Source organism: Streptomyces sp. CBMA152, assembly GCF_014596475.1.
GTDB lineage: Bacteria > Actinomycetota > Actinomycetes > Streptomycetales > Streptomycetaceae > Streptomyces.
The window spans coordinates 710,955-724,836 of record NZ_MECJ01000002.1 but is presented as its reverse complement, the minus strand read 5'-3'; the positions used below and the strand labels follow the sequence as shown (position 1 = coordinate 724,836).

Below are 13,882 nucleotides of genomic sequence, written 5' to 3'. Positions count from 1 at the left end.
GGAAACTCATCCGCCCCGCGATCGCCCACTGGCACGACAGGCGTAGTTCGCGTGCCTGTGCAGGTCAGAGTCGGAGTGTGCGGTCGGGTGGCTCGCCGCAAGCCACCCGACCACGAAATCGAGGAGCGACAACCCCGCCCAAAAGCGCTGGGCGCGCTGCGAGAACTGGGCGTGGGCAAGGCCTGCCGGTCAAGGTGACCACAGTCGCGATCGGTCATTTGAACCTGGCGGTCACAGGGCCCTCGGAGAAGGCCAACGCAAGAGGGGAAGCCGGGCAGGGCCCCTGCTGCTGTCAGCTGGAAGGCCCGGGGCTCACGAGGGCCCGGGGGCGCGCCTGTCGGCGTGCGCCGCCGGGCCCCTGTCAGCCTTGGTGGGTCAGGATGTCCGGGCGCGCCAGGGCGCGTCGGCCAGTCCCGGCCAGTGGTCGGCAATCTTCAGGACAGGGGTGTCACCGCCCCAGGTCTCGGCCTTGTCCGTCGTCAGGTTGTAGCGCAGGTAACTGTCGCCCTTGAAGAAGTAGATCGCATCCGTGGTGCCGGGGACGGCGGCGGCTGCGGTGATGCCGTCTTCGAAGCCGGTGCCCTTCAGTCCCGGCCAGTGGTCGGCAATCTTCAGCACGGGACTGTCGCTGCCCCAGCTCTCGGCCTTGTCCTCCTTCAGGTCGTAACGCAGGTAACTGTCACCCTTGAAGAGGTAGAGAGCATCGGCATCACCCGGGACCGGAGCGGCAGCCGTGAACCCGTTCTCAAACCCTGTGCCCTTCAGACCCGGCCACAGACGGGCGAGCGGCAGCACGGGACTGTCACCGCCCCACGTCTCTGCCTTGTCCTCCTTCACGTTGTAGCGCAAGTAACTGTCGCCCTTGAAGAAGTAGATCGCGTCCGGGATGTTGGGGACTTCCACGGCGGCGTCGATGCCGTTTTCGAAGCCGGTGCCCCTCAGTCCCGGCCACTGGTCGGCGAGGGACAGCAGCTTGCCATCCTTGCCCCAGCCGTTGACCGTGTCCGTCTGGGCGTTGTACCGCACGTAGCCGTTGCCCTTGAAGAAGTACAGGTCACTCGGTGAGCCGGGGACGGCGGTCGCGCCGTCGAAGCCGTTCTCGAACACCGTGCCCTGGAGGGGGTTGCGGCAGCCGAGGATTCCCGCCTGGTCCGGATCGGCGCAGTCCGCGGTGACCGGGACGATCCTGAGGGTGAGCTTCGGGCTCACGAACGAGCTGTCTTTGAGTGCGGTGAAGGACAGGCCGTGCTTCTGGCCGTCCGCCGCAAAGGCCCGGACGTTGCGCAGCGCCGCCTCGTTGGGGTAGTTCTGCTGTACTTCCGTGGCAGAGGTCAGTGCGCCCGAGCCCCAGTTGTTGTCCCAGGAGAACGCGGGCCCGGCCCTGCCGATGCCGTACTGGACACGGTAGTGGCTGAACTTCGGGCCGTCCTGGTACTTCGGCCCGGCGCACCGGACCTGGACCTGGGTCCTGGTGAGGCTGCCGCCGCTGTCCGCGCTCACGGAGCACTCCTCGGGGTACTCCATGCTCACCCGGGCACCGGACAGGAAGAACCCGACCCCGGTCTCCTCGTGCTTGAGGCGGTCCGGGGCGCCGGTGGGAGGCAAGTACTTCTTCTCCTGGGCGGGGATCCGGCTCTTGGAGACGAAGTCCTTGCCCGGCTGGCAGATGTAGTCCCGGCCGTCGCTGTCCTTGCAGGTCAGAATCCAGCCCATGCCGACCACGGCGTCAGTGACCTGCCCGCTGCGTACGAGGGACGGCTTGTCCTGGTCCCGCTCCCGCTTCCACACGTCGGAGACCGTCTTGAGCTTGTAGTAGACGGCGCGCGCCTCGATGTCACGCTTGGCGGTCACGTTGATGGTGTTGGTGACGTTGAACTTGACCGTCTTGTCCGCGACGACGCTGGACGTACTGAAGTCCGGGATGAGCGCGTCGACGATGCTCTCCGCGGACTCCCCGCCCTGGGACTTCGCCACCGCCTTCGCCACCGCCTTCAGACCGCCGAAGACCCGGGCCTTCCACTCGCCCGTCCCACCGTCGTCGACACCGGTCTGCGTGGCCTCGACCACCTCGTCTTCCCGGCCCAGGCTCAGGGTCTGCTGGATGCCGGGAGCGATGCGCTGCGAAGGCGCGGCATCCTGCAGGTAGAACCCGTGCTTCTGGTAGAAGGGGAGCACGTACTGATAGGCCAGTCCGCTGGCCGGGGTGTCCTTGGGATCCTCCACGGTCTTGCCGCCGGCCCACTCCCGCTCCAGCGGGGCCGGACCGTCGGCGAAGGCATCCGCGGGCGCCATGGCGGCCATCAAGCCGGCGGCGACCACGACGGTCACCCATCTGGCTGCTCTTGTCTTCAACTCTCCTCGATTCTCTCTACAGATGCAGGCCACACCGCAACGCAGCTGCGGGACGCGGCAGGCGGACCCTTGGCCCGCACACGAACATCGCCCCAGGGTGCTGCCGTACAGGGAAGACCCCATAGACGCAGGTGCGAAGGGGCCAGGGCCGCATCCTCCGGGCTCATGACGCACAGCCCGGAAGATGCCGGAGATGCCGCCCCGTTCCGTGGTCAGCGGGGCAGGGCGGCACGCGCCGGGACAGTCCCCCTGGCCTTCCCCGGCGCACACCCCAATATGATCATGAAGGTATTGCCAGGTCAAAACCATGTAAACCAATGTAATATTCAACTTGCACCTTTCATTGCGAGGTTGAGGGCGCGTGTCAGAGAAGCCTCGGCACCGAGTGCCGCATCCGTAGCCCGAGTTTCTCGGTTTCGCAGGGTGGGGTGAGGCGAGGGCTGCGGGGTGGGGGCGAGGTTGGCCAAGTCGGCTCTACCGGAAGGGAGATGGCGGAGGCATGGACGGGTGGACGCCCACCAACCGCTACCGCAGGCCACGATGTCCAAGCCCATCGAGAAGGCGGCCGAGATGCTGCACGCCGGCGAAGCCGAGCAGTTGGTCACCGGGCGGCGCGGCGACGACTGGTCCGCGTCCATACCCAAAGAGACCCAACTCGTCCTGGACGCGGGTCCAGTGGTGCGCAGAACCGTCGTGAACAACGTCCTCACCGCTCCCGCAGCCGAGGGCGAGCGAGCGGCGATCGCGGAAAACCCCAGCCTGTTCGCCGACATGGTGGCACTGCTGGCCTGCGACCCGGACCCAGAGGTACGCGAGCGCATCGCCCACCGCCCAGGCCTCGGGCCTGCCGAGCGGCGCATCCTCGCCGTAGACCCGGACCCGAAGGTGCGGCTGGCCCTGTCCGTGCATCCGGAGCTGGCCGAGGAGGAACGGGCCTCAATCGACTACGAGATCCCCATCGACCACTGCTTCCTCCCACTGCCCGGGCCCTACCTGCCCCCGGGACCCCCAAGCCGTACGCCGGGACGCAAACTCCCACCACCCGCTGCTGCGTCGGCACGCGGCCAAGGACCACTGCCTGCCGCCCGATCTCCTGGAACACCTGTCCGCCGACGACGATCTCGGCGTCCGCGTGCTCCTGGCTCAGAACCACCCGCACGCCTCGGCGTCACTGCTGCTGCGCAGCTTCCTGGAGTACCACGGCCACCAGCGCTATGTCCGACGGGTCGCATGACACAGCACCGATCATCGGCGTTCCGGACGAGGCACTGGTGACCCTTGCCCTCGGCCCGACCGACCCGGCGCCGAGCGGAATGCTCCACTCCCCCGCACCGTTCGGCAGTCCACGTGTTCCGTAAGGGACGGGGCATCCGGCATCCCCTACAGGCGCCGAGGGGGTTGTCCCCCTGCGCGGCCGGGGGGTCGCTCCATGTCCCCGCGGAGCGGCCAACGGGCATGATCCATAGATGACTTCACCGCGAACAAACATCCGGATTCTGGCTGGTGCGGCGGTCCTCGGCAGTGTGTCCGCCCTGCTGGCGCCGGTCTCGGCGGCGGCCGGCTCCCACAACGGACGGACCCAAAGCGGGGCCGTCGTCTCCGTGGAGCAAGCGGCCGACCTCACAGCGCAGGAAGTGGCCGGGGAACTCCGGGGAGAGATCGACTCGTCCCAGGTGCGCTATGGCGTGACCGCCTACCGGGTCACCTACCGCACCACTGACAGCGCGGGTGCCTCCACGACCGCGAGCCAGCTCGTCGTCCTGCCCAAGAACGGGGCGCGCCACCTGTCCACCGTCTCCTGGCTGCACGGCACCACCGTCTACCGCAAGGACGTCGCCTCGGAGAATCCGAAGTCGAACGACCGGCTCGTCGCCCTGCTGTTCGCCTCGACCGGGCGGGCCGTTTCGGCACCCGACTACATCGGCCTCGGCTCGGGCAAAGGCTTCCACCCCTACGGTGACCCTCAGGCCACCGTCGCGGCCTCGGTGGACGGCCTGCGCGCGGCCCGGACCCTCGCCCACCGCGAGGGCCGGGAGCTGAAGCGAGAAGTTCAGGTCAGCGGGTTCTCGCAGGGCGGCCCCGCGACCATGCTGGTAGGCCGGGCGCTTCAACAAAAGGACATCGACCGCTACTTCCAGCTGGGGCGCTCGCCCCGGTCAGCGGCCCCTACAACCTCTCGGCCTTCGAGGCCGCCGCGGCCAACGACAAGATCGCCAAATCCGGCATCCACCTCGCCTACTTCGCTAGCGCCTGGAACAAGATGTACGGCATCTACACGTCACCCAGCGACGTCTTCCGCCCTCCCTACGACAGCAAAGTGGAGGCTCTCTTCGACGGATATCACCCTGCCAAGCAGATCGTCAGCGAACTCCCGGCGGCCTCCAAGGACCTGTTCACCGAGGACTTCCTGAACAAAATCCGCAAGCCCGACGGTGTCCTCAAGAACAAGCTGCGCCCGATGGACAACACGTGCAACTGGCGGCCGAACGTACCGGTGGAGATCTTCTACAGCCGGGGCGACAAGGACGTCGACTTCAGTCACGCCACCTACTGTGCCGACCAGCTGACAAGGAACGGCGCCGCACACCGACTGACCGACCTCGGCAATTGCGACCACAACGCATCGGTGCGGCAAGCCGTGCCCCAGATCATCAGGTTCTTCGACAAGTCGGCGAAAACCGACTGAAGCAGACCACCGGCAACGGCTCATAAAGCGGAGGAAGCGGAGGGCGCACCCGCCCCGTGCTGCCCGTCGACTGTGTCGGAACAGCGACCACAGCACGACGAGGGGGCGCAGGGTGAGGTCGGGGTCGTCGAGAAGGGGCGGGAGAACGAGTGCTTCGGAAGTGAAGGTGACCCCGGAGCAGCCGATCCGTTCGGCCGGGACGTCCGCCCAGGACACGCTTGCGCAGGGCATCCACGATCCCGGCCAACGCGGTACGGTCGTCGACCCGCTTCCGTCCGGGAAAACCGGTGCTGCCGCGGAGGACGTGGAGTCCGTGGACAACGTCGATGTCTTCGTGAATCTCAAGGACGGCTCCCGGTGGAGCGCGACCGTCATCACCATCGCCCAGGTCGAGATCCTCATGAAGCGATGGGCCGCCAGCGGGGAAGCCCTCGAAGGCCGCTACTTCTGGTGCTCGGACGGGCTCATCGTCCGCGACGCGGGCATCGGCAACATGACCCAGGTCCTCACCGGCCTGATCGAGAACGGCGAGTTCACGCGGATCCTCCAGCGCCTCGACGACTGACCGTCGCCCGGCCTCCCCGTCTCGTTCTGCAACGATCAGTCAGCCCAGGCTGACCTGGTGGCCGGTGAAGCGGACCGTGATGCCGTCAGCGCCAGCAGTGGCGTCGATGACCCGCAGCGGGATCCTTCCGGTGGGCACGGCCACGGCGAGTGGACGGGCGCCTTCGGTCTCCGGGGTGAAGACCAGGTTGGTGTCCTTGCCGGAGAGGGCGGCGATGACGTCGTGGCCGCCCGAGGAGATACGGACGCGGCTGCCGGTGGGTCCGTCGGCGACCACGGGGGCGATCGTGACGCTGTCGGTCAGGATGCGTCCGCTTTCCGGGTCGGTGCGGGTCTGCGAGCCCAGGACGGTGCCGAGGGTGGCGTAATCGATGGTGGTCCTGCCGTCAATGGTGTCGGCGACGGCGGAGCTGGTGCCCTCGATCCGCACCCCGTGAGCGGTCAGGTCCGCGCGGTGCAGGGTGAGGTAGGAGGAGCCGACGCCGTCGGGGCTGGGTATGCCAGTGAGGGTGATGTCCACCTCGTCGAGGGTCTTGGTGACGGCCTGGGTCAGGAACGGGAAACCGTGGATGGACACCTGCGCCTGGGCGATGCCCGTAACCGCGCCGGACCCGCTGACGCGCGAGGCGATCTTGTCGGCGGCCAGGTCCTCCGCGAACCACCTCACCCCCCAGTCCGCGCCGGCACCGACGGCGGCCAGCACGGCAAAGGTGATCACGGTTCTGCGGGTACGGCGGTTCACGTGGAGCCCTTCCAGGCACGAATGGTCTATACCTGACTGATCCAACCACACCCAGTCAAGGGGTTTGGCTGCTCACCCGCAGGTTGCACGTGGCACATCGCAGCCCCGGCCGAACGGGTACTGCTCACCACGGCGCCGGGCACCCAGCTGGGGGTTGTATGTGTGCCCGGTCGCTGACCAGGGGATGCGGGGAGCTGTACACATGCGCTGCGATGGGCGGTAACTCCAGGCTTGGCGGGCGCGGTTGATGCGAAAATGATGCTCCGCCACCAGGGAGTTCCCTCACCATGTCCGGTTCGCTGACCATCCTTCGCATACTCGGCAACCAGCCCTTCGCCGAGATCGGCGTGCCCTCGGCCGTGACCGTCAGCGAGGAGCGGGGACTCGTCGTTGTGGGGGGCGATCTGGGGTATCTGCAGTGGTCCGGGTGCGGGACGGCAATGGACCGGTGGCGGTCGCACCGGGTGGGTGTCTATGGCATGGACGATCTGCGGTGCCGATGGATCGTGGAGTCACGCTGGCCCGTGCACTGCCTTGCGTTTCACCCGACGCTGCCGGTCGTCGCGATCGGGACCGGGTCGTATGACGGGGGCTACTCCTTCGAGGGCGAGCTGTTGCTGCTCGATCTGAGGTCGGGGCGGTTGACCTCGGTGATACGTGGCGCGCGTGAGGTGCTGCATGTGGAATGGCAGAGCCAACGGGCGCTGCGGCTCGTCGTCGCTCCACCCGATGACGAGGACTTCGACGAGGCACATACGCACGGGTTCGACGTGGTCATCGAGCGGTTCGACTGGAGTGACATCGCTCAGGGGTCGGTCCGGCAGGAGGAGCTGACCGGGCGGTGGATCGAGTACGAGCGGCTCAGCAAGGGGGAGACAGTCGGCCAAGGCGTCGAGTCGCTTGGTGTGTTGGCCGGTGAGCCGTGGTGGGAGCCGCGCCGACAGGTGTGGGATGTCCACGGGTTGCAGGACGGGCGGGTGCTGGCCTGTCTGGACGGTGTACTCGCTGAAGCATGGGGACCTGATGGGAGTCTGGAGTGGTGCGTTCCAGACGAGGAGGGCGGGCGGCAGCTCGTGGTCAGGGCCGGCGAGCTCGACGCCTGGGTCAACGTGGAGCGGTGGCGTGCACGCTGGGTGGGCAGAGAACGCGTGACCGAACCACCGCTCGTAGCGCGGGTGTCCCTCGCGGACGGGAAGGTCCTCGGCTCCCTCCCCGTTCCCTTCTCCACCGCGCTCACCACTCGTGACGACGGCTGGCTCATGCTCCGCGGCACGAGGCGGGACCAGAGCGAGGCAGAACCGGCCGTACTGGTCAGCCCCGCCGGAGAAGCCTTGCCGACGCGCGTACCGCTAAAGGGTTACGACCTCATCAACCACTCCTTTCCGATCCGGCACAGCCGACGATTGCTCGCCCTCCAGGGCGACGAGGAGAAGCCGTGGCGGGACAAGTGGGTGGTCACCGTCGAACCGGAGGGCCCGGACGGTGAGCCCGTGGCACGCCGACTGTTCCCTCTCGACTGGGAAACCGCCCACGCCCGGCATCTCTTCGGCGGGCCGGGTATCGAGGTCGGCACCGGGCCAGGGCGGGACCTGGTGCACGCCGGATCCGTGCACGACGGCCCGGGTCAGCTCCCCGGAAACGCCTTCGTCGTACGGCGCAGTCTTGAGGACGGAACCGCCCGTTGGGTGTTCACCGCCGACTTCCCGGCCACCGCCCTCGACGGGGACGAGGAAACGCTCTACGTCGCCTTCAACTCCGGTGAGCTGGTGGCGCTGCGCACCTCTGACGGGACGGTGCTGTGGCGGCAGCAACTGGATGTCGGCGGCCTGCCCGTGGTGCCGCTGTCACTCACGCTCATCTGGCCCGGACGACTGCTGATCGGCACGGTGGACGGGCGGATCCTCGACTGCGCGGTGGTCGACCCAATCTCAACCAGTCCGTGCCATCGGGAGCCAGAATGAGTTACACCACCCCGCCGCGGCCGCTCGACGTCACCGCGCTCTTCCCCCAACTGGCCCCGCTGGCACGCACGGCGACCCGGCTGCATCCCCGCCCCGGGTCTCCGTCCGTGCATGACAGTTCCGTCGGCGGACCGCTGCTGTGGCCCGCCGACGAGCCGTGGCCACACTGCGAAGAACCGCACGTGTGGGACCGGGTGAACGTGACCCTTTCGCCTGAGGACGTACGGCTGTGGCGTCGTAACCGGGCGGAATCGGCAAGTCGGCGGCGCCGCGATCCTCAGGGGCCCTGGGCCACGCCAGAGGAACTGGCGACCGACAAGCGGCTCCAGGCGGGCCGCCCACGGCCGGAGAGCTCCATCGCCATGCTGCCCGTGGCCCAGCTGTACGTACGCGACATCCCCCAACTGCGCCCGCCCGGACAGGCCGAGGCGGATCTGCTCCAGGTGCTGTGGTGCCCCTTCGACCACCCGACACACCCCAAGACCCACCGACTACCGCACCCAATAGTTCGACACCGGCAACCCGACATCAGGCACAGGTTCTCGACACAGACCAGGGCTGCACAGCAACAGCTGCGCAGCCCTGGCTTGGTGCGGCTCACATTCCGCCGACGTCACCGGATAGCACCGGCATCCGCCGTTCCGGTCGGTGTCGAGCGCCGTCCCCTGCGTTGTGCGGACGGAGCAGGGAAGGTCAGGCCAGGTTGATGTTCTCGGCCTGGGGGCCCTTCTGGCCCTGGGTGACATCGAACGTCACGCTCTGGCCCTCCTGGAGCTCACGGAAGCCCGAGGAGTTGATCGCCGAGTAGTGGGCGAAGACGTCCGGACCGCCGCCGTCCTGAGCGATGAAGCCGAAGCCCTTCTCCGCGTTGAACCACTTCACAGTTCCCGTAGCCATGTCTCATGCCTTCCAGTCGATGAACGCCTTCCACCACGTGCGGAAGGCGGAGGTGATCGCCCTGGTTCCTGCGGCACAGCACAGCAAAACACCCACGCCGGAGGCGTGGGCAAAGGGAACTTCCGAACCACGACAGCTGACGCAGACGGTACACGCCCGCACGTGCTGTCACCACAGGAAACGAGTACACGTCGTGGACCGTGTGCGGGCAGGCCCGCCGTGAGGCGGCAAGCATGCCCCAGGTCAAGCCTCGGCCGTTGGATTCGCTGATGGGGCGGCGCGGCGGTATTCGGCGTTGATGCGCTGGGCCTCTTCGAGCTGGTCCTCAAGGATGATGATGCGGCAGGCGGCCTCGATGGGGGTGCCCTGGTCGACGAGCTCGCGGGCGCGGGCGGCGATACGCAGCTGGTAGCGGGAGTAGCGGCGGTGTCCGCCGGCCGAGCGCAGCGGGGTGATGAGGCGGGCTTCGCCTATGGCACGGAGGAAGCCCTGGGTGGTGCCGAGCATCTCGGCGGCCCGGCCCATCGTGTAGGCGGGGTAGTCGTCGTCATCGAGACGGCCGAACGAGTCATCTGCTGTCATTTGCACCTCTTTGTGGAACGCGTGGAGGGGCCCGGGAGCATGTGGCTCCCGGGCCCCGAAGGAACTACTACACCATCTGCCGACCCTGATACTGCGCCGGCCTTCTGTATCCGCGGACCCGACCTGGCTGCTGTCGGGGGTGCGGGGATCGCGGTTGCGTGACCGGAGACCACCTCACTATCGATGTCCTGCGGTACCCGGGCACCGTACTACTCGCCCGGGCGATCCTGATGGCGCTCGGCTCCTCCGTTCTTCCCTCTGGATCAATCACTTACAAAACGCGAACTGCGTACTGCTGATACTGCGAACTACTGGTGTTGCTCTCCTACTGGTGGCCTCGCCTAGCGCCACGTGTCGGCAGCCAGCCCCGTCGCCCGTCCTGCATCTGCTCTGGCTTAGAACCCCACTGCCGAACCTCCCGGTGCGCGCGCCCGCAGCCGACGCCTTCACCGAGGTACTGCTCACTAACTTCACTGCTGGGTACTGCCAACTGCACTTACTACGGGTACTGCCACTGCGGTACTGCTCACGGCGGCCCCTGATCACTGCGGGCCACCCGGTCCGGTCACCAGTCCCGTCGCCGTCCTGCAACCAACCTGGCTTCGAAACTCCGTCACCGCACCGTCCTGCGAACTGCAACTGCGGGTACTACTGCCCGGCAGTTCATCTCTGCCGGGCCCTGCGGTCCTTCTTGGTTACGAGAGAAACCATAACCACGCCACCGCCCAATGTCTACTCCGGCCAACATAGATTTTCCGGCGTTCGGCGATGAGGTAGTCGGCCTCGAACAGCGCCACGGAACGGCGCCGGGGAGAGCGAGGAACTGAGGCGGATGCCGCCCGCAGGGCGTGCCGTTGACGACCGGCGGGTATGGGGGCGGGCGGAAGGAGGAGGCAGGAGCCTGTTCGGCGATCCGTAATCCGTACGTGTGGCTGGCCAATCTGGGAAGGACTCGCGCCGGGGCAGCACTTGCACTGTCATGCCCTGACGAGGAGCCGGTTCCTCGCGGCCAGACGGTCCGCACGGGACCCCCGAACCTCTCGTGGCCGGGATACGGACGGCACACGGGCACAGTGACTCGTACAAGGCCCGAGAGAGGGAGCTTGCAAGGGGTCAGGCTCGGCGGCGGAACAAGCTGCGGAACATGCCCAGCTCCAGGGCGTGGTCCTGCCCCGCCTCGCGGTCCTGACGCTCACGGTCGACCGCCTGGCGCGCGTCCTCGACGGCATGGCCCTCGCACACGTCGCACAGCGTCGGGCACCACTTGCCTACTTGCTTCGGGTACGCCTCGGTGGCCTTCCACAGGTCGCTGGTGAACTTCCGCCCGCACGCAGCGCCAGCGGGGCAGGCGTCCTCATATTCGGCGGCCTTCTGCTCGGCCAGGCGCTGTCGTTCGGCCCGACAGGCCCCCTGGCGGAGCTTGCCAGCGGCGCGGTTGCGAGCGACGACGGCGTCGCAGCGCGGATTACCGATCGCGTCCAGGAGGTCTTGGCGATGGTCGCGTCCGAAGCGCCAAAAAGCGGGGCGGTACGCGAAGACGTGGTCCGCTACGTGCGGCCGTCGGCCGACGACGAACCGCTGGACCCGGGTTGGCGACCCATCGACCCGGCGCGAGATCCCGTCGAGTTGGGGGGCGGCGGTGCGCCCTACCCCGATGACCTGACGGAACTGTACTGGTGGCGGCCCACGTACTGGCGCCGCCACGAGAAGCCCGCCACCCCGTCCGGAAGCTGACCCCCGGGCGCGGGAAACGGTTTGGCCGGGACATGTCTCATGACGTACGGTCCTGCGACACCCGCCGAACGGTTTGCGGGTTTTTCTATGCCCTTGGGGGGTTCTGATCGTGTTGCCTCGTGGTGGCGTCATGCCACCGCCGAACGTCGTCCTTCGCTCGCCGGTCGGACTGGCCATGGCAACGAGCGTGCTGCTCGGTGTCGCGGCCGCGACCGACGCCTTTGCTCTGTACGCGGGGGTGGTCCGGCATCGTGTGACGGGTGACCTGCTCGCCCGCAGCAGCGACGAGATCAACCGGGCCGATGACCTCTACGACGTGGCGGGCACTGCCCAGATGGTCGCCGTGGCGGCCCCGGCGGTGGTGTTCATCATCTGGTTCCACCGAGTCCGCTCGAACGCCGATGTGTTCGCGCAGGACGTGTGCACCCGCAGCCGGGGCTGGGCGGTCGGCGGCTGGTTCGTCCCCCTTGGCAACTGCTGGATTCCGTACACGATCGCCCGTGAGATCTGGACGGCGAGCGCGCAGCGGGCCCCGGACGGGTCGTGGCGTGAGGTGTCCGCCGCGCCCGTCAAACGGTGGTGGGTGATGTGGGTGACGGCGCTCGTGCTGCTCCGCGTCGGTTCCACGATGCAGAACCATGCCCACAGCCCGGCCGCTCTCCAGCGCGCGACCGACGTGATGTTCGTCTGCGATCTGCTCATGCTCACCGCCGCGGTCCTCGCCATCGTCTTCGTACGCAAGCTCACCGCGATGCAGCACACCAAGGCCGTTCAGGGGCCCCTGGCGACCGTCTGAATGCCGCCACACCTTCAGGGTGTTGGCCCGGCGATCTGCTGGGCCGGTTCCCCACCCCCGCTGGTTTCTCTCGTACCGCACGGAGTTCTCCGATGCCCCGCCACCCCCGCACCACCGTCGCGCTCGCCGTGGCAGCCGCCGCTCTCACCACTGCCGCGGCCTGCACCGCCGGACACGCCCCGCGCGCGGGCGACATGGCGCAGCAAGGCACCGGGCAGTCCGCCGACCCGGCCGCGGCGGCGGTCGCCCGCGCGGTGGCCAAGGCCGGCAAGCTGAACTCGTTCGCGTACGCGATGCGCGGCCGCGAGCCCGGCGACGGGATCGCGGAGAGCGTCGCCACCGACGGGTCCGTGAGCGTGAACCCGCGCACACTGCGGATGCGGATGAAGGTTGCTGCGGGCGGTGACGTGCAGGCGATGGAGTTCCGTAAGGACACCGACGCCACATTTCTGTGGGGCGGAGGCGAGCACTGGCTCAAGTACAAGACCTCGATGCTCGCCGACGAACAGCTCCGTCACCAGGCCCTGTTCGGGCTGGAGAACGAGATCGAGCGCAATCCGGCTGAGGAGGCCGGTCAGCTCGCCGCCGCAGCGGACATCACCCGGGCGGGCGCGCAGACGGTCGACGGAGTCGCGACCGTTCACTACAGCGGATCGGCGACCCTCGACCAGCTCCGCCGTGCTCTGCTAGGCAAGCCCCGCGACGCCCAGCTGCGCGGCCTCAGGCTCCTCAACCGCTACACGGCCTGGGGAGCCCGCTCGCTGCGAATGGACCTGTGGGTCGACGACCAGGATCGTGTCCGCCGATTCCGCACCCGCGCCGACGCCGACCGCCCCCTGGACATGACTACGCTCATCACCCGCCACAACGAGCCGGCCCCTCTCCAGCATCCCGCCCACCGAGCAGGTCACCGACCTCACCGATCTCACCGCCGACGAACTCGCCAAAACCCTCAAACAGACCCAGGACAGCTGATCGGTACCGCAGGGCCGCGCACGCCGATCTGATCGCGGGCGCATGAGACCGGTGGGGACTCCACGGGCACTCCTGGCGCGATACGTAGGGGGCGGCCCTGCCAGGAGGGCCGCCCCCTACGGCGTGCTGTGGGGTGGCGCGCGGCACCGGAAGAAGGACTCGGACCGTCTCCCGTGCGCCGACTATCTGTGGCAGCTTGGGCCAAGGAACCATCGCCCCGTCTAACGCAACGACCTGCTGGTGCTGGACATCACCGACGCCGACGGCACCCTGAACAACGCGCTCGGCCGCGGCCCGGCCTCCTCCCTTCGTAACTTGGCCATAAGAAGACGACTGAGTCTCCCGCGGCATCAGCTGTAACGGTCACGGGCTGTGCCACGAACTCAGGGCCGACTGACGGCAGTAGGCCGTCGAGAGCCACGACGGCGTTGGTAAGCGGCCGCCAGGAAGCTCGGTGGCGGCGGCATTGAGAAGACCGCGTAATGATCCACTACGTCGTGACGGGCTTCTTCGTGGTCGTCCATCGAGGCTGACATCTACGACGCCTCGCGCGGCTTCAACGAGGTGTAGTCGACCACGAGAGGCCCGGCCCC

Annotated in this window: 12 protein-coding genes and 1 pseudogene; 7 read left to right on the top strand and 6 right to left on the bottom strand. The window is 67.9% G+C overall.

What is annotated here, in order from left to right:
- Positions 1 to 375: 375 nt before the first annotated feature.
- Entirely contained in the window at positions 376 to 2,328 is a 1,953-nt protein-coding gene (locus BG418_RS40735) for a hemopexin repeat-containing protein (protein ID WP_188272254.1), read from the bottom strand.
- A gap of 549 nt (positions 2,329 to 2,877) precedes the next feature.
- On the bottom strand, positions 2,878 to 3,261 hold the full coding sequence (locus BG418_RS04195; protein ID WP_188272253.1) for a hypothetical protein: 384 nt from the start codon (positions 3,259 to 3,261) through the stop codon (positions 2,878 to 2,880).
- Positions 3,262 to 4,669: 1,408 nt separating this feature from the next.
- Between BG418_RS04195 and BG418_RS39555 the strand changes: the two genes are divergently transcribed.
- Together BG418_RS39555 and BG418_RS04185 are read left to right on the top strand one after the other, a co-directional pair.
- Positions 4,670 to 5,038, top strand: a complete 369-nt coding sequence (locus BG418_RS39555) for a hypothetical protein (protein ID WP_223184253.1) — start codon at positions 4,670 to 4,672, stop codon at positions 5,036 to 5,038.
- 160 nt (positions 5,039 to 5,198) lie between these two features.
- Entirely contained in the window at positions 5,199 to 5,603 is a 405-nt protein-coding gene (locus tag BG418_RS04185) for a hypothetical protein (protein ID WP_317453491.1), read from the top strand.
- Positions 5,604 to 5,642: 39 nt separating this feature from the next.
- Here BG418_RS04185 and BG418_RS04180 read toward each other — a convergent pair whose 3' ends face one another.
- Entirely contained in the window at positions 5,643 to 6,344 is a 702-nt protein-coding gene (locus BG418_RS04180) for a DUF2993 domain-containing protein (protein WP_188272252.1), read from the bottom strand.
- Between the two features lie 287 nt (positions 6,345 to 6,631).
- Here BG418_RS04180 and BG418_RS04175 point away from each other — a divergent pair, with 287 nt between their 5' ends.
- Together BG418_RS04175 and BG418_RS39550 are read left to right on the top strand one after the other, a co-directional pair.
- Entirely contained in the window at positions 6,632 to 8,305 is a 1,674-nt protein-coding gene (locus BG418_RS04175; protein ID WP_188272251.1) for a hypothetical protein, read from the top strand.
- A pseudogene (locus tag BG418_RS39550) lies at positions 8,302 to 8,790 on the top strand (hypothetical protein); the annotation flags it as partial. The gene BG418_RS04175 and the pseudogene BG418_RS39550, both read left to right, overlap by 4 nt.
- Positions 8,791 to 8,998: 208 nt before the next feature.
- Here BG418_RS39550 and BG418_RS04170 read toward each other — a convergent pair.
- The 3 genes from BG418_RS04170 to BG418_RS40420 form a co-directional block, all read right to left on the bottom strand.
- Positions 8,999 to 9,202 (bottom strand): cold-shock protein, encoded by a 204-nt coding sequence (locus BG418_RS04170; protein WP_093471494.1) that lies wholly within the window; start codon positions 9,200 to 9,202, stop codon positions 8,999 to 9,001.
- Positions 9,203 to 9,445: 243 nt separating this feature from the next.
- Positions 9,446 to 9,784, bottom strand: a complete 339-nt coding sequence (locus tag BG418_RS04165; protein ID WP_188272250.1) for a MerR family transcriptional regulator — start codon at positions 9,782 to 9,784, stop codon at positions 9,446 to 9,448.
- Positions 9,785 to 10,897: 1,113 nt separating this feature from the next.
- Positions 10,898 to 11,026, bottom strand: coding sequence for a hypothetical protein (locus tag BG418_RS40420; RefSeq protein WP_262928543.1), 129 nt, complete (start codon positions 11,024 to 11,026; stop codon positions 10,898 to 10,900).
- A 252-nt stretch (positions 11,027 to 11,278) separates the two neighbouring features.
- Between BG418_RS40420 and BG418_RS04160 the strand changes: the two genes are divergently transcribed.
- The 3 genes from BG418_RS04160 to BG418_RS04150 all read left to right on the top strand — a co-directional run bounded on the left by BG418_RS04160 (position 11,279) and on the right by BG418_RS04150 (position 13,321).
- The gene (locus BG418_RS04160) at positions 11,279 to 11,518 is read left to right on the top strand and encodes a hypothetical protein (protein WP_188272249.1); all 240 of its coding nucleotides are present in this window, start codon (positions 11,279 to 11,281) and stop codon (positions 11,516 to 11,518) included.
- Between the two features lie 130 nt (positions 11,519 to 11,648).
- A complete protein-coding gene (locus BG418_RS04155) occupies positions 11,649 to 12,314 on the top strand; it encodes a DUF4328 domain-containing protein (protein WP_188272248.1) in 666 nt (221 codons plus the stop codon).
- Between the two features lie 92 nt (positions 12,315 to 12,406).
- Positions 12,407 to 13,321: a hypothetical protein gene (locus BG418_RS04150; protein WP_188272247.1), complete on the top strand. Its 915-nt coding sequence runs from the start codon at positions 12,407 to 12,409 to the stop codon at positions 13,319 to 13,321.
- Positions 13,322 to 13,882: the final 561 nt, after the last annotated feature.

Bases quoted from the DNA above. Each gene is read 5' to 3' on its own strand.
- BG418_RS04165 (WP_188272250.1), bottom strand. From the start codon at position 9,784: ATGACAGCAGATGACTCGTTCGGCCGTCTCGATGACGACGACTACCCC.
- BG418_RS04150 (WP_188272247.1), top strand. From the start codon at position 12,407: ATGCCCCGCCACCCCCGCACCACCGTCGCGCTCGCCGTGGCAGCCGCC.
- BG418_RS04170 (WP_093471494.1), bottom strand. From the start codon at position 9,202: ATGGCTACGGGAACTGTGAAGTGGTTCAACGCGGAGAAGGGCTTCGGC.
- BG418_RS04195 (WP_188272253.1), bottom strand. From the start codon at position 3,261: ATGCACGGACAGGGCCAGCCGCACCTTCGGGTCCGGGTCTACGGCGAG.
- BG418_RS04160 (WP_188272249.1), top strand. From the start codon at position 11,279: ATGGTCGCGTCCGAAGCGCCAAAAAGCGGGGCGGTACGCGAAGACGTG.
- BG418_RS04175 (WP_188272251.1), top strand. From the start codon at position 6,632: ATGTCCGGTTCGCTGACCATCCTTCGCATACTCGGCAACCAGCCCTTC.
- BG418_RS04155 (WP_188272248.1), top strand. From the start codon at position 11,649: ATGCCACCGCCGAACGTCGTCCTTCGCTCGCCGGTCGGACTGGCCATG.